At 59.1% G+C, this 25696-nt stretch carries 23 protein-coding genes; 4 read left to right on the forward strand and 19 right to left on the reverse strand.

The features are described from left to right. Positions 1-371: 371 nt before the first annotated feature. From TU80_RS15110 to TU80_RS15125, 4 genes are all read left to right on the forward strand, one after another. Entirely contained in the window at positions 372-1088 is a 717-nt protein-coding gene (locus TU80_RS15110; protein ID WP_057004815.1) for a winged helix-turn-helix domain-containing protein, read from the forward strand. 4 nt (positions 1089-1092) lie between these two features. Continuing rightward, entirely contained in the window at positions 1093-1848 is a 756-nt protein-coding gene (locus tag TU80_RS15115) for a YuxH family protein (protein WP_057004816.1), read from the forward strand. A 30-nt stretch (positions 1849-1878) separates the two neighbouring features. After that, a complete protein-coding gene (locus tag TU80_RS15120; protein ID WP_057004817.1) occupies positions 1879-2550 on the forward strand; it encodes a winged helix-turn-helix domain-containing protein in 672 nt (223 codons plus the stop codon). Between the two features lie 256 nt (positions 2551-2806). After that, positions 2807-4198: an undecaprenyl-phosphate glucose phosphotransferase gene (locus tag TU80_RS15125; protein WP_057004818.1), complete on the forward strand. Its 1392-nt coding sequence runs from the start codon at positions 2807-2809 to the stop codon at positions 4196-4198. A gap of 38 nt (positions 4199-4236) precedes the next feature. Here the strand turns inward: TU80_RS15125 and TU80_RS15130 are convergent, their stop codons facing one another. The 19 genes from TU80_RS15130 to TU80_RS15220 form a co-directional block, all read right to left on the reverse strand. Beyond that, positions 4237-6312: a YjbH domain-containing protein gene (locus TU80_RS15130; RefSeq protein WP_057004819.1), complete on the reverse strand. Its 2076-nt coding sequence runs from the start codon at positions 6310-6312 to the stop codon at positions 4237-4239. Beyond that, on the reverse strand, positions 6309-7076 hold the full coding sequence (locus TU80_RS15135) for a capsule biosynthesis GfcC family protein (RefSeq protein WP_057004820.1): 768 nt from the start codon (positions 7074-7076) through the stop codon (positions 6309-6311). The genes TU80_RS15130 and TU80_RS15135 overlap by 4 nt, the downstream gene beginning before the upstream one ends. Continuing rightward, on the reverse strand, positions 7073-7732 hold the full coding sequence (locus TU80_RS15140) for a YjbF family lipoprotein (RefSeq protein WP_046383827.1): 660 nt from the start codon (positions 7730-7732) through the stop codon (positions 7073-7075). Before TU80_RS15140 ends, TU80_RS15135 begins: the two co-directional genes overlap by 4 nt. 13 nt (positions 7733-7745) lie before the next feature. Continuing rightward, positions 7746-8858: a polysaccharide biosynthesis/export family protein gene (locus TU80_RS15145; RefSeq protein ID WP_079443579.1), complete on the reverse strand. Its 1113-nt coding sequence runs from the start codon at positions 8856-8858 to the stop codon at positions 7746-7748. 88 nt (positions 8859-8946) lie between these two features. Then, the gene (locus tag TU80_RS15150; RefSeq protein ID WP_046383829.1) at positions 8947-9186 is read right to left on the reverse strand and encodes a hypothetical protein; all 240 of its coding nucleotides are present in this window, start codon (positions 9184-9186) and stop codon (positions 8947-8949) included. Positions 9187-9426: 240 nt separating this feature from the next. After that, the gene (locus tag TU80_RS15155; RefSeq protein ID WP_046383830.1) at positions 9427-10836 is read right to left on the reverse strand and encodes a mannose-1-phosphate guanylyltransferase/mannose-6-phosphate isomerase; all 1410 of its coding nucleotides are present in this window, start codon (positions 10834-10836) and stop codon (positions 9427-9429) included. A 22-nt stretch (positions 10837-10858) separates the two neighbouring features. Beyond that, positions 10859-11317, reverse strand: coding sequence for a GDP-mannose mannosyl hydrolase (locus TU80_RS15160; protein WP_046383831.1), 459 nt, complete (start codon positions 11315-11317; stop codon positions 10859-10861). Positions 11318-11322: 5 nt separating this feature from the next. After that, entirely contained in the window at positions 11323-12531 is a 1209-nt protein-coding gene (locus TU80_RS15165; RefSeq protein WP_057004821.1) for a glycosyltransferase WbuB, read from the reverse strand. Beyond that, complete coding sequence (fcl, locus tag TU80_RS15170; protein WP_046383833.1) at positions 12531-13508, reverse strand: GDP-L-fucose synthase; 978 nt, start codon at positions 13506-13508, stop codon at positions 12531-12533. Before fcl ends, TU80_RS15165 begins: the two co-directional genes overlap by 1 nt. A 2-nt stretch (positions 13509-13510) precedes the next feature. Beyond that, entirely contained in the window at positions 13511-14632 is a 1122-nt protein-coding gene (gene gmd / locus TU80_RS15175) for a GDP-mannose 4,6-dehydratase (RefSeq protein ID WP_046383834.1), read from the reverse strand. Between the two features lie 69 nt (positions 14633-14701). Further along, the gene (locus TU80_RS15180) at positions 14702-15637 is read right to left on the reverse strand and encodes a glycosyltransferase family 2 protein (RefSeq protein WP_046488486.1); all 936 of its coding nucleotides are present in this window, start codon (positions 15635-15637) and stop codon (positions 14702-14704) included. Between the two features lie 42 nt (positions 15638-15679). Further along, on the reverse strand, positions 15680-16267 hold the full coding sequence (locus TU80_RS15185) for an LbetaH domain-containing protein (protein WP_046383836.1): 588 nt from the start codon (positions 16265-16267) through the stop codon (positions 15680-15682). After that, positions 16264-17409, reverse strand: a complete 1146-nt coding sequence (locus TU80_RS15190) for a glycosyltransferase (protein WP_046385314.1) — start codon at positions 17407-17409, stop codon at positions 16264-16266. Before TU80_RS15190 ends, TU80_RS15185 begins: the two co-directional genes overlap by 4 nt. Positions 17410-17437: 28 nt before the next feature. Continuing rightward, on the reverse strand, positions 17438-18760 hold the full coding sequence (locus TU80_RS15195; protein WP_057004822.1) for an O-antigen ligase family protein: 1323 nt from the start codon (positions 18758-18760) through the stop codon (positions 17438-17440). Then, positions 18738-19970: a glycosyltransferase family 4 protein gene (locus tag TU80_RS15200; RefSeq protein ID WP_057004823.1), complete on the reverse strand. Its 1233-nt coding sequence runs from the start codon at positions 19968-19970 to the stop codon at positions 18738-18740. Before TU80_RS15200 ends, TU80_RS15195 begins: the two co-directional genes overlap by 23 nt. Position 19971: 1 nt before the next feature. Continuing rightward, the gene (locus TU80_RS33720) at positions 19972-20565 is read right to left on the reverse strand and encodes an acyltransferase (RefSeq protein WP_269783961.1); all 594 of its coding nucleotides are present in this window, start codon (positions 20563-20565) and stop codon (positions 19972-19974) included. Further along, positions 20555-21856, reverse strand: a complete 1302-nt coding sequence (locus tag TU80_RS15210) for a lipopolysaccharide biosynthesis protein (RefSeq protein ID WP_057004824.1) — start codon at positions 21854-21856, stop codon at positions 20555-20557. Before TU80_RS15210 ends, TU80_RS33720 begins: the two co-directional genes overlap by 11 nt. 8 nt (positions 21857-21864) lie before the next feature. Beyond that, positions 21865-23202 (reverse strand): UDP-glucose dehydrogenase family protein, encoded by a 1338-nt coding sequence (locus TU80_RS15215; RefSeq protein WP_046383840.1) that lies wholly within the window; start codon positions 23200-23202, stop codon positions 21865-21867. Between the two features lie 73 nt (positions 23203-23275). Beyond that, positions 23276-25498 (reverse strand): polysaccharide biosynthesis tyrosine autokinase, encoded by a 2223-nt coding sequence (locus TU80_RS15220; RefSeq protein ID WP_057004825.1) that lies wholly within the window; start codon positions 25496-25498, stop codon positions 23276-23278. Between the last annotated feature and the right edge of the window lie 198 nt (positions 25499-25696).

Genomic DNA, 25696 nt, shown 5'->3' on the forward strand with positions numbered 1-25696 from the left:
GACAGCACCGGGCAGGCGTCGGTGGCGCCGAGCTGCAGTGATCCGATGCTGGCTTCGCTGGCAAATTCCTGGCGGTTTAAGGCAATTAGTCGCCCCGTCACCCGGCCTCATTTATAGAAAAATTAAATCGCCATTGGCCTAAAAACCAATTGACCTAAGATACTTATCGCACACTAACAATCTGCACTAGCATATGTGTACACCCATGCAAACGCCCCACCCGCAACACCTCCCTCCCACCCCGCCGCAGCCTTTAGAATAAAGCTACGAATGTTAAAATTTGTCACGTTTTGGCGGAATCAATTCGATTAGTATCTAACGCTAGCGGCGATTGAACTGTCGGCCTTGCATGCCAGAAAAGGGAGTAGGTGATGCATTTTTCCAACGTCCTCGCTATTGCACGGACTGCGTCTAAAACTGAGGATTTCAGAGCACTTATAGTTCGTACTGTACCGAATGATTTAAAAGTCGATACACGCAGCTACGGTCAACTAGTCGGTCATCATGAAGATCACGCCGATTATCGCGCCATCGTCATAGAAATCGACACGCCTTCTGCCAGCAATCAAACCCTGGACATCATAAAAAAAACCAGGCATAAAAACCCGACTGGCCTGATAGTTGTCTTCATCACGTTCGCCTCTACTCAAAGTAAAACCAAATATTATTTGGCCGGCGCGGACTACTGCCTAAAAGTCACCGAAACCTCCCCTGAAGAAAAGTTGAGTTTAGTCGAGGCGTTTCTCAATGAAACGTATCGCTTGGACTGCTGCAAACTTATTCTCGATCAGGACCGGATGTGCATTTACGGCAACGGTCAGAAACTTGAGATTTCCTTCATCGAAATGAAAGTTCTCGAGGCACTGATCTATAACCGACTGCTCAGTCACGATGAAATCGCCAATGTTATGGGGCTCAACACCAAATTCTACGACTCCCGAGCCCTGGAAAAATCCATCAGCCGCCTGCGCAGCAAAATCAAGGCGCGCTATGGCGAAAATATCATTCAGAACATCCGTGGCTACGGTTACAAGTTGAGCCGTGGAATTATTTCCGCCCAGTATTTGCACCCAACCCAGGAGAGATAGCGTCGTGAATAACGAGAAAATATCGCCTGTCACAATAGCCCAACCCAAGCTCTTCAGACAAGCGATAGTTGAGCGCAGTTGCGCACTTTGGGGCAATGAGATTCGCGTAACCAGCGCACATAATCTGCTCAATCTCCCAGAGCATTCGCAGCCTTTGTATCGCGCTCAACTTAAATGCGCCTACCGTGACGCCCTGTCGCGCATCGACCCACGCATGACTGCCGATTTCAGCCATTTACCACTTGCTTCTGCACAGCCGGTGACTCATAAATTTCTGCGCATCGAGCAATCAACGCTTATGTCCGAAGACACGCTCAAGGAACTTATCCAGGTCGCGCATGTCTTGGAAAGCTATAAGCAGCAACTCGTTATCACTATAGAAAACCCCTTGGACGCACTTCCCGGCCCCGCAGAACGCCGCGCGATGGTGCGCCAACTGTATAACCTCAAAGACCGCAGCAGTATCAAGCTTGCCTACAATAACTACACTCTGGATACAAAGCAGGCCGACCTATTGATCGAACTGAAACTCTATGACTATATAAAAATGCCATTTCCGGATGTGCTCCTGAGACTCAGCCTGAATATACGCTCGGATCTGTTCGACCGGCTCTACGACCGCATGTTAGAGCTGATAAGCACCAGCCGAGCCTCATTCATTGCAGACAAAGTTGAATTCTCTGACAGTGCAACACTCGCTAAGCGTTTGCCTTTCAATTACTTTCAGGGCGGTTATTACTCGCCGGCCGAAAATGTATAAACCTCAACCCATAGGACCATGGTAACCACTATGAGCTCACTCAAAAAACACCTATCCACCACTACGCCCACCTTTATTCCGCTGCCCGACTTTGCGTCGCATGCGGAGTTACTCTATGGCGATATCGCTTGCCCGCTGCGAACCAAGACAGCAGAAACCCAGGCAACCAGCACGCCATTGTTTGGCAACCAGTATTTCAATTCGCACTACACTAACAATTCAACGATCGAAAAACCCGACAGCGCCAATAACGCATCAACGCCGGTCATTTACAAAACATTGCAACCCTACAATAAACTGGAACTAAACGTTCAACTCCACAGCACCGACAGGCCTCAAAAAGCGCTGGCGACCCAGACCGAAAAACCTCCGCTACAGGCACCCGACTACTGGACCTTTACACAACATGATCGAATGTTGGTCAAGGGTGGTTTACGCATTTCCTTGACCACGATCGAGTCAGCACTTATCAAAAAAATGTTACATCATGAAGAACGCGTGGTGAGTAAAGAAGAACTTATTCGCAATATTGGTCGTGAACCTGAGTTGTATCGCGGCCTGGAAATGTGCCTCAGCCGACTTCAGGAAAAATTCAAGCGCGTCAACGATGGCGAGCGTTTGTTCCGTTCGGTGAGAAATCGGGGCTATTGCTTGACCCAGAGGATAAAAAACCCCCTGGAACTCGCCCAGCAGTTTCGCTGAAAAAAAATATAATAATTCTAGAGTCGTTAATCTTGGCGTTGATCACGCTCCACTCTCTGCCTTTTTATAACAATCCGTCTCACCCAACAGCCACTTAACTATCGCTATGTGCCTGTTATAACTCGTCAGCTACTGCCCCCTGCCGTTGATTAATATCAATCTGTGCGCGCCTACGCGTGCCTGTCTATTTGGCTGTTTCAATGCCACGCCTCGCTTAAGCCTGCCACCATGAGTGGTCACCACTGGGAGCAGTAGTATGCTGAATAACCGGAGAATGCATCGTAACCTAACACCCAAAGGTCTGACCTTTTGGGGGCAGTGGACGCTGGCGTCAAGTTTGGTCGTCACACTGTTATTTGCATTGGTTATTTTAAAGACTGGCCAGCTGGAATATCCCTACCGGGTATTGGCTGCCTTTAGCATATTGGCCTCGATCCCGGCCTATATGTTATGTGACGTCTACAGCAAGAAAGATGATTACGCGGTGGGACTGGGCCGACTCTTCATGGGTTGGTTACTTACCCTGCTGATACTGGTTGCGGTGGGTATTGCCTGCAATGCTAACGCGTTGTTCCCCCTCGAAATCCTGCTACTGTGGGCGGCGATTAGTTATGCCGTGCTGGCGCTCTGTTACATCCCGATCCACAGTCTTTCCCGCTATTACCACGGGCAACTTCACGAGCGACATAAATCGCTGATCGTGGGTACCGGTAAACTTGCTGCCGACCTGGCGAAAACACTTTCCCGGCAAAAACGCTCACCGCTGGTCGGCCTCGTCGGCGCCACGGCGACCGCAGCCCCGGGCGTGCAATCGCAGATACTCGGCGAGCTGCCGGACCTCCCGCAGTTGATCCGGCAGCACGGCATCCGCAGGCTGTACATCACCCATTCGCTGCAGGAAGCCACCCATATCGAGGCGCTGTACATCAACCTGCTGGAGATCAGCGTCGACGTCATCTGGGTCCCCGACCTCAACAACATGCTGCTGCTCAATCACTGCGTGGCCGAGGTGGACGGCCTGCCGGCGATTTTCCTCAATGAAAGCCCGCTGACCAGCCGTCCGACCGCCGCACTGAGCAAGTCGCTGCTGGACAAAAGCGTGGCCTTGCTCGCGCTCATCCTGCTGAGCCCGCTGCTGTTGCTGTTCGCCGTGCTGATCAAACTGACCTCCCCCGGCCCGGTGATCTTCAAGCAGGACCGTCACGGCTGGAACGGTCAGGTGATCAAGGTCTGGAAGTTCCGCTCGATGCGCGTGCATGACGACCACGAAGTACGCCAGGCCAGCCGCCACGATTCACGCATCACCCCCGTGGGGCGTTTCATGCGCCGCACGTCCATCGATGAACTGCCGCAGTTGTTCAACGTGCTGCAAGGGCACATGGCCCTGGTCGGTCCAAGGCCCCATGCGGTTGCGCACAACGACTACTACTCAGGGAAGATTCACGCGTACATGGCGCGCCACCGTATCAAGCCCGGTATCACGGGGCTGGCGCAGATCAATGGGTGCCGGGGCGAGACCGAGACCCTGGAGAAGATGCAAAAGCGCGTCGACATCGACCTGCGCTACATCAACACCTGGTCACTGTGGCTGGACATCAAGATCCTGCTGAAAACGCCGTTCACACTGCTGTCCAAAGACATTTACTGAGGCAAACAAAGGGGGACTTCACGTCCCCCTTTCCTTGTCTATTCAGTGATCTTCTCGAAGTTCCGATAGAACAGATCACTGTCACGGCCATCGGTCATCGTATGCAGCGAATACGCGCGATTGAGGCGCGCGCCGCCATCGCGGGTCAGCGGCGCCCACACCAGATTGGCGCGGCGCATCGTCGACAGGCTCATCAGCTCATCAAAGGGAATTGACAGGTAAAGGCCTTTGTCGAAGCTGCCTTCGCCAAAGGCTTCTTTTGACGCGGTGGTGCGGGTGACCCAGGCGCCAATCCGCACGCCATTGTTGAACTCGCGCGACAAGTCCAGGGTGGCGCCCCAGTCCCGGGCCAGGTAGCGACCGACACTCAGCGCACCCTGTGTGTTGAACGGCAAGTCGGTGTAGCCGGTGATATGCCCCGTGACCGTGCGGTAGTCGCGCAGGCTGAAGTCCTGTTCGAACCCGCGCTGGCGCACGTAGTTCAGGTCGGCGCCCAAGGCCCAGCGCTGGCCCATCGGCCGGTACAGCACCTCACTGCCGACACCGGCGTACATCGATTCCAGCAACCCGCCGTAGACCATGCCATACAGGTCCTGATCCAGTCGCACCGCGTGGTTGAGCTGGAACGTCGGCACGGTCACGTCAGAGCTGGTCATGTACTTGCGCAGATCGGTACGCACGCGCGGCAAGCCGCTGGGCGCGTCGTAGGTGAAGCCATCGTAGTTGTTCAGCAGGTTGACGCTGAGCAGGCCGCTCCACCAGGTGTTGCGGGTGAAGCGGTATTCGGCGTCGAGGTCGGCGGAAATCTGATACAGCAGGCCATCCGGCCCGCCGACGTTCTGCTTGTAACCCAGCCCGACGCCGTAGCTCAGGGGCTTGGGCGCTTGGGTGTAAAGCAGCGTTTGCGCCTGGGCGCTGGGCGGGTTGACTTCGGTCTGGCGATGCAGGGTCTGCAGGGGCTCGCGTTGGTTGACCACCTCGCGGAACGTCTCGCGGGGCACGCTGGTTTCTTCGATCGGCATGGCGTACCGCTCGCTCACCAGGGTGAACCAGCTGATCTGGTCATTGACGCTGTCGTCCAGGATACGGCTGGCGCGCCCCACGGCCTTGGCGCTGTAGAGATAGCGCTGCTGCTCGCCATACACCAATAACTCAGGGCCGCGCTGGGCAATCCGCTGCACGTTATAGCCGGCATTGTCCTGCAAACGCTTGGACACCGCGGCCCAATCCACTTGATCCATCGCGACGCTCGGCGCCTGGGCGGGCAGCTTGGGGGCCGGCGGGTCGTAGGTTTTGACCGGCGCCTTGCGGCTGACGAAATTGGTGTGCAGGGTGATACCGAACATCGCCGTGTTGCCGCGCTCCCACGCGGCACTCAGGTCGACGGAGTCGGCCACCTTGTAAACCAGCCCGAGGTTGACCGGCGAGTCCTGGCGCAGATGGTTGTTTCGAGGCTCGTTTTGGTAGTCGTTGCCCTCGTATTCCAGCTTGAGGCTCAACGGCGCCCAGGGTGTCTGGTAGGCGACGCCGCCAAACAGCGCGGGCCGGCCGCGGAAGTAACCGTTGGAGAAATTGCCGGAACCTTCGGCGGTGGGCCGCTCGTTGAAGCGATCACTCAGCGCGCCCAGCGGGTTGCCGAAATCGCCCCGGCTGCCCAGGTAACCCCAGGCGATGCCCGCACTGAAATCGAATTCGCCATAACGCTTGTTGGCCACCAGGTACTCGCTGGAAAACAGTCCGGTGCCGCCCAGGTCGAGCATCCCCAGCGCGACCTGGGGCAACCAGTGGCTTTCCTCGTAGAGACGCACTTTGGCGTCGACGGCCTTGTCCTTGTAGCTCTGGCTGCCACTGAACGATTCGGGGCCATAGGGGCGGTTGGTGATGGCGGTGTAGCGAAAGGTGCCTTCGAGCCAGTCCAGCGGTTGCGCGGAAAAACTGTAGCGACTGTAAGGTTCGGTGCGGTTGGCATTGACGCTGAGTTCGCCGGCCGGGGCCATGCGTGCGGTCGGGGTTTGCAACAGCCCGACCCCGCCAAAATCACTCTGGGTGTAACGCGGATCGCCGTGCGCGACGCCACAGGGCACCAGCAGCACGGCTGCAATACATAATTTCAAGGCGTGACCTCAGCCAGGGGTTGGGTGGCAAGAAACTCGGCCAGTTGTTGGTTCAGCTCAGGGGTGGGCGGTTCCAGGTCGTCGCTGCGCAGCGGCACCAGCAGCGTGCTGCCCGGTGCCGGCGCGGCCGCCGTCTCGCGGTTCCAGGGGGCAATGCCCAGGCGCGTGACCAGGCCGTCGGGCTGGATCAGCCACAGGTAGTCGACGTCGGCCCCCGTCACCGCCGGGCATTCGTCGAGGTAATCGCGTGCCGCCCGCATCGGTTGGAACACCAGGGTGCAAGGCTGCGCGACCGCGCCCAGGACGCGCACACCTGCCGGCCTGGGCGGGTAGATCAGTCGATCGCCGTCGCTGACCCGCAGATTGGGCGCAAAACCGACCTCCACCGCCACCGGGTCCAGCATCGCGCGTTGCCGGCCGGTCACCGGCAAGGCCTGCACCTGTCGATAAACGCGCGCCGCCAAGTCGGCCCGGCTGTCGTACCCGGCGGCCAAGGCAGCCTGGCGCAACGTATCCAGGTCAAACAGCACACCGGCTTTGAGCCGGGCCTGGGGCTCGATCAATGGCTGGTGCAGCCAAGCCGCCGCCAGCCAATAGCCCTGGGCATCCGGTTGTGACGCAATGATCGCGTCGAGCAAGCGCGCCTCGGGCGGCAGGGCGATCGGCCCGGGGTGCAGGACTTGGCCGCTCACCGTCAGGGCGGCGTGGCATGCACTGGCACAACTCCACAACAGCGCCAGCGCCCATCGTTTGCGGGCGGTCATCGGGCCTCCTTGCGGGCGGGTTGCAGTTGGGTGATTTTCAACGTGAGGCGCGGGCTGAGGTGCTGTTCGCTTTGCACAATGAAGCCGTCAGTGGGGTCGACCCAATAACGGTTGCGCGCACGAAACCCCAGCGCCTCGGCTTCGATGTCCTCATCGACGCGCAACAAGGTGTAAGGCTTGTCGAGGATCTCGAGCGTCTCCATGCCCTCGCGGGTCAGACGGCTGGTGACGGTGATGCCGACGCGATAGCCATCCACCAGGTCGATCTGCCGGCTGCTGCGGTAGCCGTCCGGCACGCGGTGCAGCCCCTGCTGGAACGGCGACTGCCCTTGCCAGCGCGTGCCATCCAGATCAGTGCCGAGGCCAACGGTACGCACCACCAGGCCATCGCGCATCAATAGCACCTGTTTGCCGGAGGCGACCCAGAACTGCAGGTCGTCGCGCTGGCGAATCAACGCCATCACGCCTTCGCTGGACACCGTGGTCACTTTGATCTGGGGAAACGGCACGGCGTCCACCTGGGCCTGGCTCAGCACCAATGGCGCAGGCCCGACGACGGCCGCCTTGAAGGTATCGAGCGAGGCCTGCATCAGTGGATTGCAGCCGCACAACAGCCACGCAAGGCACACGTAAATACCGGTTTTCACACTGTTCACGCAGGTTCCACCCTTATCGGCTGTTGGCTTCGCTCAGGTTGTTTTGGGTGGAAGCACCGGTGCCGATGATCGAGGCGGAAGGTATCAACTGACTGATGACCCGGTTCCAGCGGGTGATATTGGCGGGGCCGACGAACACCACGTCCTGGGGCTGCACATCGAAGCGCGTGGCCAGGGCCATGGCTGCCGGGGAGCCGGCTTGCAGATGGAAGACCTTGGCCGGTTGCGTGTCCAGGTTCTGTGCGCCGCGGATCACGTAGATCGCATCGGCGTTCGAGGTGTTCTGGTTGATGCCGCCCACCGAGCCCAACACATCCGTGAGGTTCATGCTGCGTGTCTTGAAACTCAATGCGCGGGGCTGCATGACCTCGCCCATCACATAGATGCGCTTGCGGTCGTTGTAGGGCAGGTACAACTGGTCACCGTCCTTGAGGTAGATATCGTTCAAGCGCGACGGGTTGAGATTGAACGTGTCCAGGTCGAGTGTGTAGCGCTTGCCGCCGCGGGTCAGCGTGAGGTTCGAGAGGTCGGCATTGATCGGATCGACGCCGGAAGCACCGATGGCCTCCATGACGCTCATCGGGGTGGTGGTGATCGGTACAGGCCCAGCCTTGAGCACTGCCCCGGTGATCACCACTCGCTGGCTGGCAAAACGCAGCACACTGATATCCACCTGGGGGCTGTCGATGTACTGACGGAGCTTATCGGTGATTTCACTGCGCAGCGCCGCGAGGGTGCGGCCCTTGGCAACCACTTCGCCCACGTAGGGGTAGAACAGGTTGCCGTCGGGGTTGACCAGGCGCCCGTTGGCATCGATTTGCTGCTGCGGACCGGAAGGCGCAGTCAATTCCGGATGGTCCCAGACCGTGATGTACAACGCATCATTTGGGCCGATCAAATAGGGCCCGGGTTTATAATCGAGCAGTTCTTTGGGAAGCGCATAAGAGACTTGAGTCGCCGCGTCCATGGCCAGCAACTTTGGAGTAATCGGGATCAACTCCACGCGACTGCTTTCAGCACCGCCCTCCTTGGTCATTGCCTCGGTGTCCATATATTGACCGGGCGCAAACATGCAGCCTTGTAACAATGCGGAGGCCACGACCGCCACAGAAAAAATACGCATCATAGTGCTAAGACACTCGCGATAAACGACAAGAAAAAAAGACTACTTGGGAGGGGTTTCCAAGCAGTCTTATAAAGCGGAAGGCGTTCTGTTAGTTGCCGGTACCGGTGGTACCCGTGGTGCCAGTGGTGCCTGTGGTGGTGCCTCCATTGGCGCTGCCACCGCTGCTGGACGCGGCGGCGACGCCCGCGACCAGGGCCGCGCCGACCAGCAGGGTTTCCCCCACCGTCACAGAGCCGACCACCGCGGTACTCAGGCCAAGCGGCAACTCGGCAGCCATGGCAGAAGTACTCAAGAGACTGAGCACAATAATAGCCAGTTGTTTTCTCATATCAGACTCCTTATCGATAGTGAGCATTTAGCAAACGAGCGGGTGCCGCTGAAATACACCTTGATAGTGCCACTCAAGTAAACAACGCACCAGCCCGGACATTACCCGGAAAGTTGAACGTATTCGTTCGAAAATAACATTTCTCGAAGCCAGCCCCCGTGTATCAACACGTTGAGGCCGCGAAACTAACAAGGCTGGCGGTTTAACATCGGAGCAAATGTTATTAATTGTCGGAAAACCTCAGGCCCGGCCGTACTTGTCTTCGAAACGCACAATATCGTCCTCGCCCAGATAAGAACCCGACTGCACTTCGATCAATTCCAGCGCAATCACGCCAGGGTTCTCCAAGGCATGCACCTGGCCAATGGGGATGTAGGTCGATTGGTTCTCCGAGACCAGGTACGTCTGTTCGCCATTGGTGACCTTGGCCGTACCGCTGACCACGATCCAGTGCTCCGCACGGTGATGATGCATCTGCACCGACAGCTTGGCGCCGGGCTTCACGGTGATGCGTTTGACCTGGTAGCGGTGGCCGCTGTCGATGGCGTCATACATGCCCCAGGGCCGGTAGACCTCACGATGGTTGAGGTGCTCATGACGCCCGTCGCGCTTGAGTTGGTCGACAATGCCCTTGACCTGCTGCACCTGGTCCTTGTGCGCCACCAGCACCGCGTCCTTGGTTTCGACGATGATCAGGTCCTGCACGCCCACCGTGGCGACCAGGCGGCTGTCGGCGTTCACGTAGGTATCGCGGGTATCCAGTTGCAGCACATCGCCCTGCAGCACGTTGCCGCCGTCAGTTTTCTCGCTGGCTTCCCATAACGCCGACCAGGAACCGATATCACTCCAACCGGCCTGCAACGGCACCATGATTGCGTCGCTGGTTTTTTCCATCACCGCATAATCGATGGAGTCGTCCGGGCAGGCGGCGAATAGCGCCTCATCGACCCGGGTGAACAACTGATCCTGGCTACCCGCGGCCAACGCCGCGCGGCAGGCCGTGAGAATCGCCGGCTGCAAGCGTGCCAAGGCGTCCAGGTAACGGCTGGCACGGAACATGAACATGCCGCTGTTCCAGTAATGATCGCCCCGCGCCACGTAGTCGGCAGCGGTGGCGGCATCCGGCTTCTCGACGAAACGCTTCACCGCATACCCGCCCTCGCCCACCGCCTCGCCCTGCTCGATATAGCCGTACCCGGTGTGCGCGCTGGTCGGCGTGATGCCGAACGTCACCAGCTTGCCGGCCTCGGCCAGCGGCAGCGCCACCGCGAGGCTGGCATGAAACGCAGGAACATCTTCAATCAGATGATCCGCCGCCAGCACCAGCAGAATCGGGTCGCGGGACTCGTCGAGCGCCTTGCAGGCCGCCAGCGCAATCGCCGGCGCGGTATTGCGCCCCATGGGTTCGAGCAGGATGCTCGCCTGCTCCATGCCCAATTGACGCAATTGTTCGGCCACCAGAAAACGGTGCTGCTCATTGCAGATCACTTGCGGCAAGGCGACATCCGCGCCCTCCAGACGGCCGATGGTCTGCTGCAACATCGACAGGCTTTTATGGGTCAGGCGCAAGAACTGTTTGGGGTTCAGTTGCCGCGAGAGCGGCCACAGGCGCGAACCCGAACCGCCCGCCAAGATCACCGGTAATAACATGAACGCGTCCTTCGATAGAGGGTCAGAAATAGGCACGGGTGTTCTCGTGTACACGTGGGCTGTAGCGCAGCTCATCCAGCGGCCACCAGCGGTAATGCCGGTGCTGCTCGGTGGGCGGTTCCAGGACCTGATTCTCGGCAAGGGTCAGGCAATAACCCAGCACCACGTAGTGGGTGTCCGGGCCGTTCCCGGCGTTGGCGAAGACGCTGTCATCGTAGAAGTGCTCGAACACACCCAGCAGCTGCGCATCGGCGCGTTCGAAGGTGTGGCCGAGTTCTTCGTGGGTCAGGCGGCGGAAGGCGTCGTCCAGGGTTTCGTTTTTCTGGATGCGCCCGCCGGGGACGAACCAGAAGCCATAGGCCGGCCGGTTGATCCGCAAGCCCAGCAGCGTATCGCCGTTGGGTTTCCTCACGATCAAGTCGATGGCCACCAACGGCGTCGACGTCACGACCGTATTGAAGGTCGGTAAATCAAGCCACATAAGCGTCAGACCTGTGCCATAAAGCGTTGGAGGACACGCTCTTTATCGAGAAAATCCGCGGCGTAGTTCAACGCCACCCTGTTGCGCACAGGCAATGCCAGCACCCGCTCGATCCCTGCATTCAGGGCGCTGACCGATTCGGGTTCGACCCGCACGGCAATGCCCGGATGCTCGTCGCACAGCCGGCCAAGGGTGGTGTCGGGGTCAGCGGTGATGATCGCATTGCCGCCGACGGCCAGAATATTGGTCAACTTGGAGGGCAATACCGAATCCGCCGCGCCGCGTTTCTGGATCACCAGGTGGACGTCCGCCGAGGCCAACAGCGCAGGCAAGTCTTCATAGGCCTGCAACGGGGCGAAGACCACGTTGTGCAGGCCCTCGCTGCGCGCGCGCTGCAGCAGGCGGGCCTGGCCGGCGCCCTGGCCGACGATCAGAAACACCAGCTCCGGGCGATGGACGTGAGCCTGGGCGGCATCGAGGATCAGTTCGAGCCCCTGCTTCTCGCCGATGTTGCCCGAGTACAACAGCACCCGCTTTCCCGCCGGCACGCCGAGCCGTTCCAGCAGCCCGCTGTTGCGCGGTACATCGAGGAAACGCTCGGTCTCCGACCAGTTGGGAAAGAACAGCAGGCGCTGCGCCTCGACGCCTTTGCCGGCCGCCTTCTCCAGCATGCCGCTGGATATCGTCGAGACCCGGTCAAAGCGCCGCAGCAAGCCGCGCTCCACGCCCCACGCGAGTCGCCGCAGTAACGGGCTGCCGCCCAGGCCCAGGCCGAACATCGCATCGACTTCATAATCCTGGATATGCAGCACGGACTTGGCGCCACACAGCCTGGCCAACAACAAGGCCTGGGGCGCGCAGAACAAGGTCGGCACCACCAGGATGACCAGGTCCGGCTTCCAGCGCAGTTGCCCCAGTACCGCCAGGCACGAGCTGGCGGAAAAGCTGATCAGGTGCAGCAAGCGCTTCAGCGCCGTGGGCTTGCGCGGCACGTACAACGGGCAGCGCACCACCGTCACGCCGTCGACCTGTTCGGTGCGAAAACGCCACGCCGAGTAGCCCTCGCCGACCTGCCATTGCGGGTAATACGGCGGCGCCGTGACTACCCGCACCGCGTGGCCCTTGCTGGCGAGCCAGCGCGCCTGTTCACCGCTGTACTTGCCGATGCCGGTCAGCTCGGGGCTGTAGTTGATGCCATACAAAAGGATCTTCATTAATGGCCCCGAGGCTGTTCGAGGGCCGCGAGATACGCGTTGTAGGCATCGCGCAGCCCCTCCTCCAACGGCACGTAGGCTTCCCAGCCGAGGGCGTTGATACGGCTGACATCGAGCAACTTGCGCGGCGCACCGTCGGGTTTGCTGGTATCGAACCGCAAACGGCCCTTGAAGCCCGTGACCCGGGCCAGCGCCTCGGCCAGTTCGCGGATGGTGCAATCCACACCGGTGCCGACGTTGACGTGGGAACGCATGGGCTCGGTGTGTTCGCCATAGCCCTCCTGGCTGAGTTCCATCACATGCACGCTGGCGGCCGCCATGTCATCCACATGCAGGAACTCGCGCCGTGGCGCGCCGCTGCCCCAGATCAGCACTTCTTCGTCACCGCGCTGTACCGCCTCATGAAAACGGCGCAGCAAGCCGGCGATCACATGGCTGTTGTCCGGGTGGTAGTTGTCGCCCGGGCCGTACAGGTTGGTCGGCATCACACTGCGGTAATCGCGCCCGTGCTGGCGGTTGTAGCTTTCGCACAACTTGATGCCGGCGATCTTGGCCACGGCGTAGGGTTCGTTGGTCGGTTCCAGCGAGCCGGCAAGCAGCGCCTGCTCGGTCATCGGCTGGGCGGCGAGCACCGGGTAGATGCACGACGATCCGAGGAACAACAACTTGAACACCCCATGAGTGTGGGCGGCGTGGATCACATTGGCCTGGATCATCAGGTTCTGGTAGATGAAATCGGCGGGGTACGTGGCGTTGGCGTGAATCCCACCGACCCTGGCCGCCGCCAGGTACACCTGGTCGACCCGTTGTTCGGCGAAATACGCGTGCACGGCCGCGGGGTCCAACAGGTCCAGTCGATCGCGGCCGGCGGTGAGGATCTGGGTATAGCCCAAGGCCCAGAGGCGGCGCACGATGGCCGAGCCGACCATACCGCGATGGCCGGCGACAAAGATCCGTGCGTTCAGATCACGTGCCATGCTCAGTTCTCCACGGCAATCGGCGCATCGTGGCCGTGCAGGCGCAGCAACGCGTGGCGCCGCGCGATTTGCAGGTCTTCGCGGACCATCTCCGCACACATCTGCTGGGCGCTGATTTCCGGCACCCAGCCCAGCTTCTGCTTGGCCTTGGACGGGTCGCCCAACAGCGTCTCGACTTCCGCCGGGCGGAAGTAACGCGGGTCCACCCGCACAATCACGTCACCCACCAGCATGCCGGGCGCCAGGTCGCCGTCGATGTGCTCGACCACCCCGACTTCCTCCACGCCCTCGCCGACAAAGCGCAAGCGCAGCCCCAGTTCCGCCGCCGACCAGCGAATGAAATCGCGCACCGAATACTGCACCCCGGTGGCAATCACGAAGTCTTCGGGGCTGTCCTGCTGCAGCATCATCCACTGCATGCGAACGTAGTCCTTGGCATGGCCCCAGTCGCGCAAGGCGTCCATATTGCCCATGTACAGGCATTGCTCCAGGCCCAGGGCGATGTTGGTCAAGGCGCGGGTGATCTTGCGGGTGACGAAGGTTTCGCCACGACGGGGCGACTCGTGGTTGAACAGGATGCCGTTGCAGGCATACAGCCCGTAGGCTTCGCGGAAATTCACGGTGATCCAGTAGGCATACAGCTTGGCCACGGCATAGGGCGAGCGCGGATAGAACGGCGTGGTTTCCTTTTGCGGGGTTTCCTGCACCAGCCCGTACAACTCGGACGTGGAGGCCTGGTAGAAGCGGGTCTTCTTTTCCAGGCCAAGCAGACGGATGGCCTCGAGGATGCGCAAGGTGCCGAGGGCGTCTACGTCGGCGGTGTATTCCGGCGAATCGAAGCTGACGGCCACGTGGGATTGGGCGCCGAGGTTATAGATCTCGTCCGGCTGGATCTGCTGGATGATGCGCGTCAGGTTGGACGAATCCGCCAGGTCGCCATAATGCAGGATCAGGTTTTTATGCAGGGCTTGGGGGTCTTGGTAAATGTGATCGATGCGCTGGGTATTGAACGACGAAGAGCGGCGTTTCAAGCCATGCACGACGTAGCCTTTTTCCAGCAACAGTTCCGCCAGGTAAGAACCATCCTGCCCGGTAATCCCGGTAATAAGCGCGACTTTTTTCATGTCTATCTCCCAAATAATAGGCGAGCGAAGGCCGACACCCGAACTTGGGTGTTTGTTAAAAACGGTCAGTTATTTCGGTATGGGCAGCGTCAAGTTATGTCCGGTCAACTTTGAAAGTTCGCGGACGATTGAGTCCTTATCGTCTAAGTGAGCGATCGCGGTTTCCAGTTCAAGCACCTTGGCGCCCACCAGAAAGCGGTACCAGTAACCTTGCAGCAAGTGATAAACCAGGCCGCTGCGGCCATCGAGAAAACCCAGTTGAACGATGTAGCGCCAGAGGAAGTACGCCGTCGAACTCAAGGTAAACGGCACGCGGTTATACACCCGGTTTTTAACCAGGCGCTTGAGCTTGGCCTGGAACGAACTGTGGCCCTCATTCAATTCATGGCGCACCGCAAACAACCCCAGGCGCGAGTTGATGATCTCAATCGCTTCACGGGTCGCGTACTGGTTGTGCTTGTGGGTGAAGAACGTCAAGTCGTGCAGGTTGTGATCGGCAAACCCGCCCTCCAGGGTGATGGTGCGACCCTCGGCCACCGAGATGTGCTCGTCCATCCAGCGATCTTCGATGCGCCCCTGCCCCGTGCGCCACAGCCGCAGCATCTTCAACGGGTAGCGGCCGCCATGGCGCACCCAGCGGCCCATGAAAATATGCTTGCGCTTGAAGTTGATGCCGGTGATGCCCTGGTCCAGCGTCGGCAGCCGCGTGTTGATCTGCGCCGCCAGGTCGGCCTCAATGATTTCATCGGCATCCAGGCGCATCGTCCAGTTACCGGTGATCGGCAAATTATCCAGCGCCCACTGGAACTGCTTGGCCTGGTTGACGAACGCGTGCTGCACCACCAGGGCGCCGTGGCGCCGGGCGATCTCGCAGGTGTCGTCGCTGGAGAACGAGTCGACCACCAGCACTTCGTCGCTGAAGGCGCGCACCGACTCGATCGCGCGGGCGATATGCAGGCTTTCGTTGTAGGTGAGGATGATCACACTGACGGTTTCGCGTTTCATGTCAGCCACCGTGCAGGTGAGGCAGGTTATGCGGTGCGGTCATCAGGCTTGACTCCCTTGTCGTGGTGCAGGCTCTTGCAGATGCTGGGTACGCTGGCCGATAAGCCGGGTCGGATGCCCGGCATGCACGGTCCACGCTTGCGCGATGTTTTTGATGACGAGCGCGCGGGCGCCCACGACGACGCCATCGGCAATACACACGCCCAGCGTGATAAAGGCATCGGCACACACCCATACGTGCTCTCCGAGCACGATCGGTTTGGCGTAGAGTTGAAAGTTGCGACTGTTGTAGTCATGCGACCCGCCGCACAAATGCGCGCCCTGGGAAATCACGCTGTAACGCCCGATAGAAATCAGCGCCATGTTGTAAATATTGGTGTCATCGGCAATGCCGACATGGTCACCCAGCTCGAGATTCCACGGCGCCCACACTTTGGCCCGCGGATAAACATGCACACCCTTGCCCAGGCGCGCGCCGAACAGCCTCAACAGAAACGCCCTCCACCCATGAAAGGGACGCGGGCTGGTACGGAATAGCAGCACATAGACCGTGTTCCACAGCTGCCGCCGCAACCGATGGGACAATGAAAATGAAGCGGCGCGATACGGATCATTGCCTTGGAGAATCATGCAAGGCACTCCCGCACGATCTCCAGCAAACGCTGCGCGCCGCGTTGGATATGAAAGCGCTCGGTAAAACAGCGGCGGGCGCGCCCGGACATGTCCGCATACTGCTGCGGGTCGAGCCGCAACCAACGGCGCAGGTTATGCACGGCGCCCAGCACCGTGTCGTCGCTCACAAAGCCAACCGCGTCGGCTTCGATTTCGCGCCAGATGTTGACCTTGTTGCTGATCAGCACCGGTTTGCCGCAGGCCAGCGCCTCCGCCACGACCACGCCGAAATTCTCCTGATGGGACGGCAGGCAAAACACCTCGGCGGCGTAAAAGGCGCCCCATTTCGCGGCGCCCTGCAACATGCCCGGCCACGTCACGCGGTCGGCGATCCCCAGTTCCACGGCCTGCGCCTGCAGCGCCTGCACCCAGCCGCCTTGATCGGGCCCGGCCATGACCAGGTGCAAGCGTTCGTCTTCGCCAGCCACTTGGGCAAAGGCTTGCAGCAGGTGGTCGCAGCCCTTTTTTTCGTGGATGCGGCTCAGGAACAACAGCACCCGTTTGCCCTTCAACACCGGATGCTCATCAACAAAGCGCTGCGCCAGCGCTGCACCGCCCGCCGGCGGGCTGGAGGTGCCATAGGCGGTGACCGTCTCTTTGGCGCGGTACAGCCAAAATGACTCGCGCGCACGGATTTTCTCTTCTTCACTGGTAAACACCACGCGCTGGGCATCCCTCAATACGCGGTATTCACCCCATGGCCAGTACAGCCATTTCTTCAAATGCTTGAGCGGATATGCGTGCTTGAACCAGGGGTCGAGCATGCCATGGGTATAAACGATGTAAGGCCGCCCCAACTTGTGCAGGACCTGGCGCGCAATAAACCCGTGGTACTGCCACAAACCGTTGACGATAAAAAAATCGTAGTCACTGGCGTGTTGTTCCAGCCATTGGCGGATCCTGGCGTTTACGCCATACCCAAACAGGCTCGGCCCCATGAAGTGAACGGTTCCCGGGTAGTCGACGGCGAAGTCCGCATCCAGCGTCAAGACATCCACGAGATGCCCGTTCTGCTGGAGAATCTTGTCGATTTCGCGGGCAGCGTTGATGGGGCCGCCCTTTTCCGGTTTAACCGAAGAGATGATTCTTAATAACTTCAAGTGCTGTCCGCTCATCCGTTGAATTGATTCAAGTCTTCTTGCAAGCGGCAAGAATCAGGCAGGCGTAGAACACGCCAAAGGCCAGGAACGTGCCCTGCATGGTCATGACCCCATTGAATAAAATCGGCGCCAGGAAACCGCACAGCAGCAGTGGAACGCCGGTGCCCTGCCTGATCAGCGCTTTATAGGCTTTGAGCAGTAACCAGATCAGCAAGAAGATCCTGAACAGGATAAAGAGCGCCCCGATGGGAAGGCCCAGTTCCAGGATGATCCGCGACCATTCATCTTCGGCCAGCAAAAACCCCGCGCCTTGCTCGCGCCCCGCGCGCAATATCGCCGAGGCGGCATTCGTACCCGAGCCGATGCCGTGTCCCCAGAGCGGTGCATCGTCGATCACGCGAGTGAACGCATACAGACTGGAGAATGCCCGGGTCACCGGCGAACCTTCACTGGCGACGGCACTCCGGTTGCGTTCGACGAGAATCTGGTAACTGTCGGACGACATGAAAATCAGCAGGCTGACAAACAGTGCCGCCACCAGGAAAAACAGCGACAACAGGTTTCTTTGCGATTTCTTGATCAAGGCGACCATCAAGGCCGCCAACAGCACGATGGCGGCATACGCATAGATGGCCCGCGATCCGGTCAAGAAACACATCACCGCCACCGAGATGGCCGACACCGGGAACAACAGGTATCGCCCGGCGAACACTGCGCGGAACAAGGCCCGGTCGAAAATCGCCGCCACCAGGAAAGCAAAGCAGGCAGACACGTAAACAACGTGCCCGGCGGTGAACGTGAACGTCCCATACGGCCGGACAACCCCGTCGGCGATCATGAAAATGAAGTCATCGTCCCCAATGCCTTTATTGACGAAGGCTTGCGGCCCGGACGAATACTGCATGACCACCAGCACGCTGATGGGAATCGCCGCAAACAGCGTGATCCGGGCAAAACGGTAGACATCGGCCAACTGCAGGGTTTTTCCGGCAACGAATATCAGGGGGAAATACAGCAAGTAGTTCCTGACGCCATAGCCGTAGATGATCAGCCCTTCAGGGCTGCTCAACAAAAATGCGGAGACCAGAACAAAGAACACCACCAACAACATGACGAAGTACGCCGACAGCAGGTTCTTGGAAAAAAAGCCGAACCTGAACGCGTACCAATAGATATAGAGAACGATCGGATCCTTGATGAAATAGATGGCCGAGCTCAGGCCCGGCAGCAGCCACTTGCGCAAAACCCCTTCAAACAAAATGAACAGATAGATCAGGACAAACGCACTGACCACGCGCTTTCTGTAACGCTCCTTCAGGCTGGACAGCTCAGGGTTGGCCAAGGATTGCATCCAGCACCTCCTTGGCGTAGGTGTCCCAGGTCGTCCTACCTGCCGAGAACACCGCGTTGTGCTTCAGCGCACTGAGTTTTTCACTGTCATCGGCCAGCTCGACCAGACGGGCAGCAATGGCCTCGGCGGAACGGATCGGCACCACATACCCGTTGAAACCGTCGATGATCAAATCCGCCGCGCCACAATTCTGCGAAACGATGACCGCCGTCCCCGTGGACAGTGCCTCGCCCACCACCAGGCCGAACGCTTCGGCGAGTGAAGGCAAGACCAGCACGTCGGCCGCCAGCAATTGGCGGATGACCTGATCGTGGGGCGCCGAACTGAGCCAGCGATACTTCTTCAGCTCGCTATTGAGCGCCTGGTTACGCCCATTGGCATAGTCGGCACCGATGACGGTGACATCCAGGGCAACGCTGCCCGACGCGATCTTCAGCGCCTCGAAAAAATACGAGATGCCCTTCTGCTGGGTCAGCGCACCGACAAAAATCACTTTGAGCGGCCCCCCGGCCCGGACATTCACCTCTTTGTGGACCATCGGTGCGGGTGCGCCATAGGGGGTCACCGCAACTTTTTGGTGGGCGATGCCGGATTCACCCAGGGTGCGTTTGGCAAACGTGCTGGCCACGATGATCCGATCCGCCAACGCCAGTTCGGCGGTCTGCTTGCGAATGGTGGTTTCGCTGAGGTTGGGAATGCTCGCCCGCCACGCGGGGTTCGCTTCACGCTCATGGTCCAGCATCCCGCACGCGTAGGAAATGGAGCCGAAGGCCGCCTCATAATTGAGCGTGATCCCGCCAACCGCCTTGGCGGCGGTGAACAGGGCCTTGCACTTGCCGTCATAACCGTACACTTGGCTGGGTTTGCGCGCGGTGTTGTACAAGAACTGCGCGCTGGCCCGATCAATGTGTTCGTACACATTTTCCGGGCAGAACATCCCAATGTTGCGCTGCGTAAGGCTGTACCACTTCAACTTGTCACAGAGCACGCGAGGCACATCGTAGCGCGGGTAGCTGTGCAGCAACGCACCGTCGACCATGTCGAACGTGCGCCGCAGGCACTCTTTGCCGACGACCGGAAGACGGCAAAGCCAAGAGTCTTTATGCAACGCCAGCGAGCTATGGAACGAATGCAGCAAGCGCCGTTGATTCAACGCACCCAACAGCGCGCGAACGTTTTGATTACCCACCGGATGAGCGACCAGGATCATCTTATTTACCCATCCAGGCTTCAACCACGGCACTCGACCTGACCGGGCTGTAGGTGAACGCGCACTCGGCGCGACGTTTGATCGCGACCGCCGGGTTACCCGCGACGATCGTGAAAGGCGCTACATCGCGGGCAACGACACTGCCCGCACCGACCACGGCGCCTTCACCGATGGTCACCCCCGGCAAGATGATCGCGCCCGTGGCAATCCATGCGTAATCGCCAATCACCACCGGCGCGACCTTCAACTGCCAAGCGGGATCGTCCACGCCGTGCGTGCCCGTCAGGATTCGTACACCGTCATTGATCGCAACATGCCCGCCAACCTTCACGGGGGCGTGCAATTGGATAAACGTGCGCTTGCCGATAAAACTGCCCGCGCCGATGCTGAAACGGCCAACGGCGCCTTCAAACTCCGCATCGTTGATCATCACCAGCGCACCGATAGTCGCGCCCTGTCGGCGCAGCCGGCACTGGCGGTGGTTGGCCTGGAGCAATCGGCTGAGCAGCAGCGCGCGCTTGGCCAGGTATTTCAACCCGACGAGCTTGAACGGGCTCACCTTCAGCCGGTGCTGGAACAGGTAATTAATTAACACGGGCCATCCTCTGTTCAAGACGATAAAACCCGCGTTTGGCAAAGCAGAACAACACCCCTTCCGTGGCCACCAGCACATAACAGACACCCAGCAGTCCGAAGTCTTGAGCCAGGCAAAAAACCGCGAGCACACTGACCATCGACACCAACATGAACACCACTGCAAACGCCGAGTAGGAAGCGGTTGCCATCATGGCCACCCAGTACACCTGCCACGCCACATGCGTCAGTGCGCCGACAATCAGTACCAGCATGACGGTTGCCGAGTAATCCGCCTTTCTGCCCGACCAGACATCGAATATCGACCCGCCGAATACCACGATCAGCGCACCCATCACACAGGCAATGGGCAGTGAAAACCTCAGCGCATAACGAATCATTTTCCTGACCAACTGGTTGTCACCGACGGAGAATGCATAAGAGATTTCCGGCCAGATCGACTGATTCACCACCGTGGAAAACTGCACCAACACCCTTGAGATCGTTCGGTAAAGACCGAATATCGCGGCATGGGCCGGTGACAGCAGTATCGACAACAAAATCGTCAGCCCTTGAACATTCAGCGCCAGCCCGATCGGAAAGGCCAAAGACGCCAGCGAGGGTCTGATCAAGGTGATGAACGCCCGCTTCCCGACCACCGAAGGATCGAAGCGCAAGCTGATGCCCAGCCGATCGGCCAGCAGATTCTTGACCACAATTCCGCTCGAACGGACGATCAACAGCGCCAGGCTGGTGGCAACCAGGCTATGGGTGAGATACGCGCACAGTAAGGCGGCCGACCATTCCAGCATCCTGATCACATTCATGATGAAGGACGACAAAGGCAGCGCCTTGGATGCGCGGTAACGTATCGAAACCATGTTGGTCAGCAGGCACAGCAACGAATACCCAGTCAACGCCGAGAGGATCAATACCCCATCGCCGCTCCGGATGGACTTGAGATTGAGCAGGCTGAACAGGTCGAAAAACGCCAGAGAGCCAACAGCCAGCAATAACACGCTAACCCCCACCAACAGTAAAAACGCAAAGCTGGTGCTGTAGACCGCACTGGCAACCTTCAACCGGCCTCGCTCATGCCATATCACCACCTTGCTCGAGGCGGCGGTGGTAACCCCCAGGTCGGACAACGCCAGGTAGGTGGGGATCGCAGACAGCACGACCCATTCACTGTAGGCGCCAAACCCCCAACTGGCGATCAGGACCGGGACACTCACCAGTTGGATCAGCAGATTGACCACCTGACCAAACGAGTTGGCGCCAATGCCGTTGACGACTCTTTTAAGCACACTCATGGGAGGACCTATACCGTATTGAGAGGTCGCCCAATGGAAATGTACTCAATGCCTTTCTTCAGCACGCTGCCGGGGTCGAACAGGTTGCGTCCGTCAAAAATCAACGGCTGTTTGAGTTGCCGTTTGATCACGTTGAAATCCGGCGCCTTGAATGCCTGCCACTCGGTGACGATCATCAATGCATCCGCACCTTTGAGGGCTGCCTCCTGGGTGCCGCACAAGCGCAAGTCGTCGCGGTCGCCATAAATGCGCTGGGTTTCTTCCATGGCTTCCGGGTCATAGGCCTGCACCTTGGCGCCCGCGCGCCACAAGGCCTCCATCAGCACCCGGCTGGGTGCTTCGCGCATGTCATCGGTGTTGGGTTTGAAACTCAGCCCCCAGAGCGCAAAGGTCTTACCCGCCAGCTCGCCGTTGAAGCGACTGGAAAGCTTGTTGAACAGCGTCTGTTTCTGTTCGGCATTACGCCGTTCCACGGCCTTGAGCAGCGTGGCATCGAAGTCGATGCCGTCGGCGGTCTGGATCAACGCCTGGACATCTTTGGGGAAGCACGAGCCGCCGTAACCGACGCCCGCGTAAAGAAACTGATAGCCGATGCGCGGGTCGGAGCCGATCCCCTGGCGAACCATCTCGATATCGGCGCCCAAGCGCTCGGCCAGGTTGGCCATCTCGTTCATGAAACTGATCTTGGTGGCGAGCAGGCAGTTGGCTGCGTACTTCGTCAGCTCGGCGCTGCGTACATCCATCACGATGATTCGGTCGTGATTGCGATTGAACGGCGCGTACAGCTCGCGCATGACCGCTTCGGCCTGTGGACTGGCCGTGCCGATGACAATGCGGTCCGGCCGTGTGCAATCGGCAACCGCACAGCCTTCCTTGAGAAACTCCGGGTTGGACACCACCTCGAAGCTCAAATCGCTGCGGTCGCGCTGAGCCAGCATGGCCGCAATACGCGCGCTGACCTTATCGGCCGTGCCCACCGGGACGGTGGATTTGTCGATGATCGTCAGCGCCGCGTCCATATGCAGACCGATGGTTTCAGCCACCGCCAGCACGTACTTGAGGTCCGCGGAACCGTCTTCGTCGGGAGGCGTACCCACGGCGATAAACTGCACTTCGCCATGCTTGACCGCGGCCACGCCATCGGCGGTGAAGTTCAGGCGACCGGCAGCACGGTTATCCCTGACCAGAGCCTCCAGGCCAGGTTCATAGATCGGAATATGCCCCTGATTGAGACGTTCGACCTTCGAAACGTCGATGTCGATGCAAAGCACGTCGTGACCGACGTCAGCAAGTACCGCGGCCTGGACCAGGCCGACATAACCGATGCCAAAAACTGTAACTTTCATAGCGTTTCTCTTTGAACCTGCGGCCAGTGGTAAAAAGGCTGCTCGTTGGACGTCGATTGCCGGTAGCGCAAGATCAAACGCTGTCTGACTTGTAGTCGTAGTTGTAATAGCTGTAGGCGCCATAGCCGTATTTGGCGGATGAGCGTTTTTCGATGCCATTGAAAATCGCGCCTTTGAGCTCGATGCCACTTTGCTGATAGCGACGCATCGTCAACTCCACTTCACGCACAGAGTTCACTTCGAAGCGAGCCACGATCAGGTTGGTGCCCGACTGACGCCCCACGATGGTTGCGTCCGTCACCGCGAGAAACGGCGGGGTATCCAGAATCACCAGGTCATACAGCGCGCTGACCTGTTCGAGGAACGCGCTGAAATTGGCGTGCATCAATAGTTCAGAGGGGTTCGGCGGTACTTGCCCTCGCCCGAGGAAGTGGAGGTTGTCCACGGCCGTGTGGTGGATGGCTGCGGTGAGTTCGCAGTTTTTGGCCAGCACGTCAGACAAGCCGTTTTCAACCGATACGCCGAAGACCTTGTGCAAATAGCCTTTGCGCATGTCCACGTCGACCAACAACACCCGCTGCCCTGAATGGGCAACCACCGCCGCCAGGTTCGCCGATACAAAGGTCTTGCCGACCTGCGGGCTGGGCCCGGAGATCATCAGGCGATTGTTAGCGGCTTCCAGCATGGCGAAATGCAAACTGGTACGCAGGCTGCGCAACCCCTCGATCGCAAGGTCCGACGGATGAGTCATGGCCAACAGTCGTGCGCCAGCGACCCGGTCTTTACGAAAGGTTTTTTGATCCAGTTCTTTTTGGATCGTGCTGAACGGGATCGCGGCGTAGACCGGCAAGCCGAGCTTTTCCAGGTCATTCGGGTTGGTAACACCGCGGTTGAGCGCTTTGCGGAACATCACCAATGCGATCGCGACGAAGGCACCGAGCAGTGTGGCAATCACGATGATCAGCGCTTTCTGCGGCCTGACCGGGCTTCGCAAATCGACATCGGCGGTATCGATGAGCCGCACATTGCCCACGGTGCCGGCGCGCATCACGTCCAACTCTTGATACTTGTTCAGCAGCAGCGTGTAGATCTCGGTGCTGACCTTCAAATCGCGGGTCAGGCTCAGCAGCTCCTGCTGGGTGGTGGGCAGGCTCTCGACCTTCTTGGCCAACTCATTCTGGCGCTCGGTCAGCTCTGCCAATTGAGTCAGTAACGCCCGGTACACGGGATGCTGAGGGGTGAACTTGCGCTCTATTTCCGCCTGCTGCATCTTGAGTTCGGAGATGCTGGCATCCAACGCGACGATCTGATCCAGGATGGCTTTCGCTTCCAGGCTGATATCGATGGTCTTGTTGCGGATCTGAAATTGATTCAACGCCGCTTCCGCCTGCTCGACATCCTTGCGCACCTGCGGCAACTGGCCCTTGAGAAACGCCAGGCTTTGCGCGGCTTCTGCCGAGGTACGGTCAATGTTTTGCCGCACATAGATGCGTGCGACCTCATTGAGCACTTGAATCGCGTCGGCAGGTCGCGGGCTTTCCAGGGCCAGCCCGATAATCCCCGATTCCTTGCCGCGTTCAGCCACATCCAGCAATTTCTGATAGCGCAAAATGGTGCTCAGGCGCGGTGAACGGACCACGCTGAAAGTGGTACCGGGGTTGGCCCGAAGCTGTTCGACACGCAGCTTGATGCCATTGCTGTCGTAGGCGCGCCCCACTTGGCCCTCAAGCAAAACAGCCTCGTCCTGGTCCGACAGCGTGAAGCTGCCGCCATTGCCGGCGGTCAACGTCAGCTCCTGGCCCAGCAGTTTGGCGGGAAGGCGCAGCTCGGAAAACTTCAGCTCCTCACCACCCCAGGCGAAGCTGCTCAACCCCAACCACGGTGCAGCCACTGCCTCCTGTTCGGTGGGTTTGAAACGACGGGCAATAAAGTCCCCCAGCAATGGGAAATGCTTGGGTTTGACGTCAAGGTCCAGGTTCAGGTTATCGACGGCGGTCCCGATGGTGATCCGCGAGCGGATGAGTTCGATTTCGGTCACCGTCGGCGATTCTTTACCGAGCAGGCTGCCAACATCCGAGAAGCCCAGCATGTCGCCCTTCTTCGGTTCGACCTGAACTAACGCGGTCGCTTGATAGATCGGCGGCGTCAATACCGAATAGGCCGCGCCTAGGGCCATAAAGGCAATACTGATTCCACCGATCAGCCATTTATGATCCAGTAGAGTACCCACCAGCGCCATAAAGTCTAAATCAGTGTCATCCGAATGGTGTGAAGTTACCGCAGTTACTGATTGCATAAGTCAGTTCTTTTTCTTACAGATAGTCTAGGAATGGCACAGGGTGCAAGACGCCCGGCTCCATGCACGTACAACGGCTATACTCGACACACAAACGCTCACTAGAGCCTGACAACACAATCTTCTCAACACTTGACGCTCAACTCACGAGTCACTTTCCCAATATTCCAATAGAGGGTTCAAGCGATCATGTCCGAC

This window comes from Pseudomonas veronii (genome assembly GCF_001439695.1).
Classification (GTDB): domain Bacteria; phylum Pseudomonadota; class Gammaproteobacteria; order Pseudomonadales; family Pseudomonadaceae; genus Aquipseudomonas; species Aquipseudomonas veronii.

What these genes read in the sequence shown, in the direction of transcription:
- TU80_RS15195 (WP_057004822.1), bottom strand. Translation starts at nt 18,760, where the DNA reads ATGCAATCCTTGGCCAACCCTGAGCTGTCCAGCCTGAAGGAGCGTTAC.
- TU80_RS15210 (WP_057004824.1), bottom strand. Translation starts at nt 21,856, where the DNA reads ATGAGTGTGCTTAAAAGAGTCGTCAACGGCATTGGCGCCAACTCGTTT.
- fcl (WP_046383833.1), bottom strand. Translation starts at nt 13,508, where the DNA reads ATGGCACGTGATCTGAACGCACGGATCTTTGTCGCCGGCCATCGCGGT.
- gmd (WP_046383834.1), bottom strand. Translation starts at nt 14,632, where the DNA reads ATGAAAAAAGTCGCGCTTATTACCGGGATTACCGGGCAGGATGGTTCT.
- TU80_RS15150 (WP_046383829.1), bottom strand. Translation starts at nt 9,186, where the DNA reads ATGAGAAAACAACTGGCTATTATTGTGCTCAGTCTCTTGAGTACTTCT.
- TU80_RS15110 (WP_057004815.1), top strand. Translation starts at nt 372, where the DNA reads ATGCATTTTTCCAACGTCCTCGCTATTGCACGGACTGCGTCTAAAACT.
- TU80_RS15125 (WP_057004818.1), top strand. Translation starts at nt 2,807, where the DNA reads ATGCTGAATAACCGGAGAATGCATCGTAACCTAACACCCAAAGGTCTG.
- TU80_RS15145 (WP_079443579.1), bottom strand. Translation starts at nt 8,858, where the DNA reads ATGATGCGTATTTTTTCTGTGGCGGTCGTGGCCTCCGCATTGTTACAA.
- TU80_RS15155 (WP_046383830.1), bottom strand. Translation starts at nt 10,836, where the DNA reads ATGTTATTACCGGTGATCTTGGCGGGCGGTTCGGGTTCGCGCCTGTGG.
- TU80_RS15180 (WP_046488486.1), bottom strand. Translation starts at nt 15,637, where the DNA reads ATGAAACGCGAAACCGTCAGTGTGATCATCCTCACCTACAACGAAAGC.
- TU80_RS15185 (WP_046383836.1), bottom strand. Translation starts at nt 16,267, where the DNA reads ATGATTCTCCAAGGCAATGATCCGTATCGCGCCGCTTCATTTTCATTG.
- TU80_RS15135 (WP_057004820.1), bottom strand. Translation starts at nt 7,076, where the DNA reads ATGACCGCCCGCAAACGATGGGCGCTGGCGCTGTTGTGGAGTTGTGCC.
- TU80_RS15220 (WP_057004825.1), bottom strand. Translation starts at nt 25,498, where the DNA reads ATGCAATCAGTAACTGCGGTAACTTCACACCATTCGGATGACACTGAT.
- TU80_RS15200 (WP_057004823.1), bottom strand. Translation starts at nt 19,970, where the DNA reads ATGATCCTGGTCGCTCATCCGGTGGGTAATCAAAACGTTCGCGCGCTG.
- TU80_RS15165 (WP_057004821.1), bottom strand. Translation starts at nt 12,531, where the DNA reads ATGAAGATCCTTTTGTATGGCATCAACTACAGCCCCGAGCTGACCGGC.
- TU80_RS15215 (WP_046383840.1), bottom strand. Translation starts at nt 23,202, where the DNA reads ATGAAAGTTACAGTTTTTGGCATCGGTTATGTCGGCCTGGTCCAGGCC.
- TU80_RS15120 (WP_057004817.1), top strand. Translation starts at nt 1,879, where the DNA reads ATGAGCTCACTCAAAAAACACCTATCCACCACTACGCCCACCTTTATT.
- TU80_RS15160 (WP_046383831.1), bottom strand. Translation starts at nt 11,317, where the DNA reads ATGTGGCTTGATTTACCGACCTTCAATACGGTCGTGACGTCGACGCCG.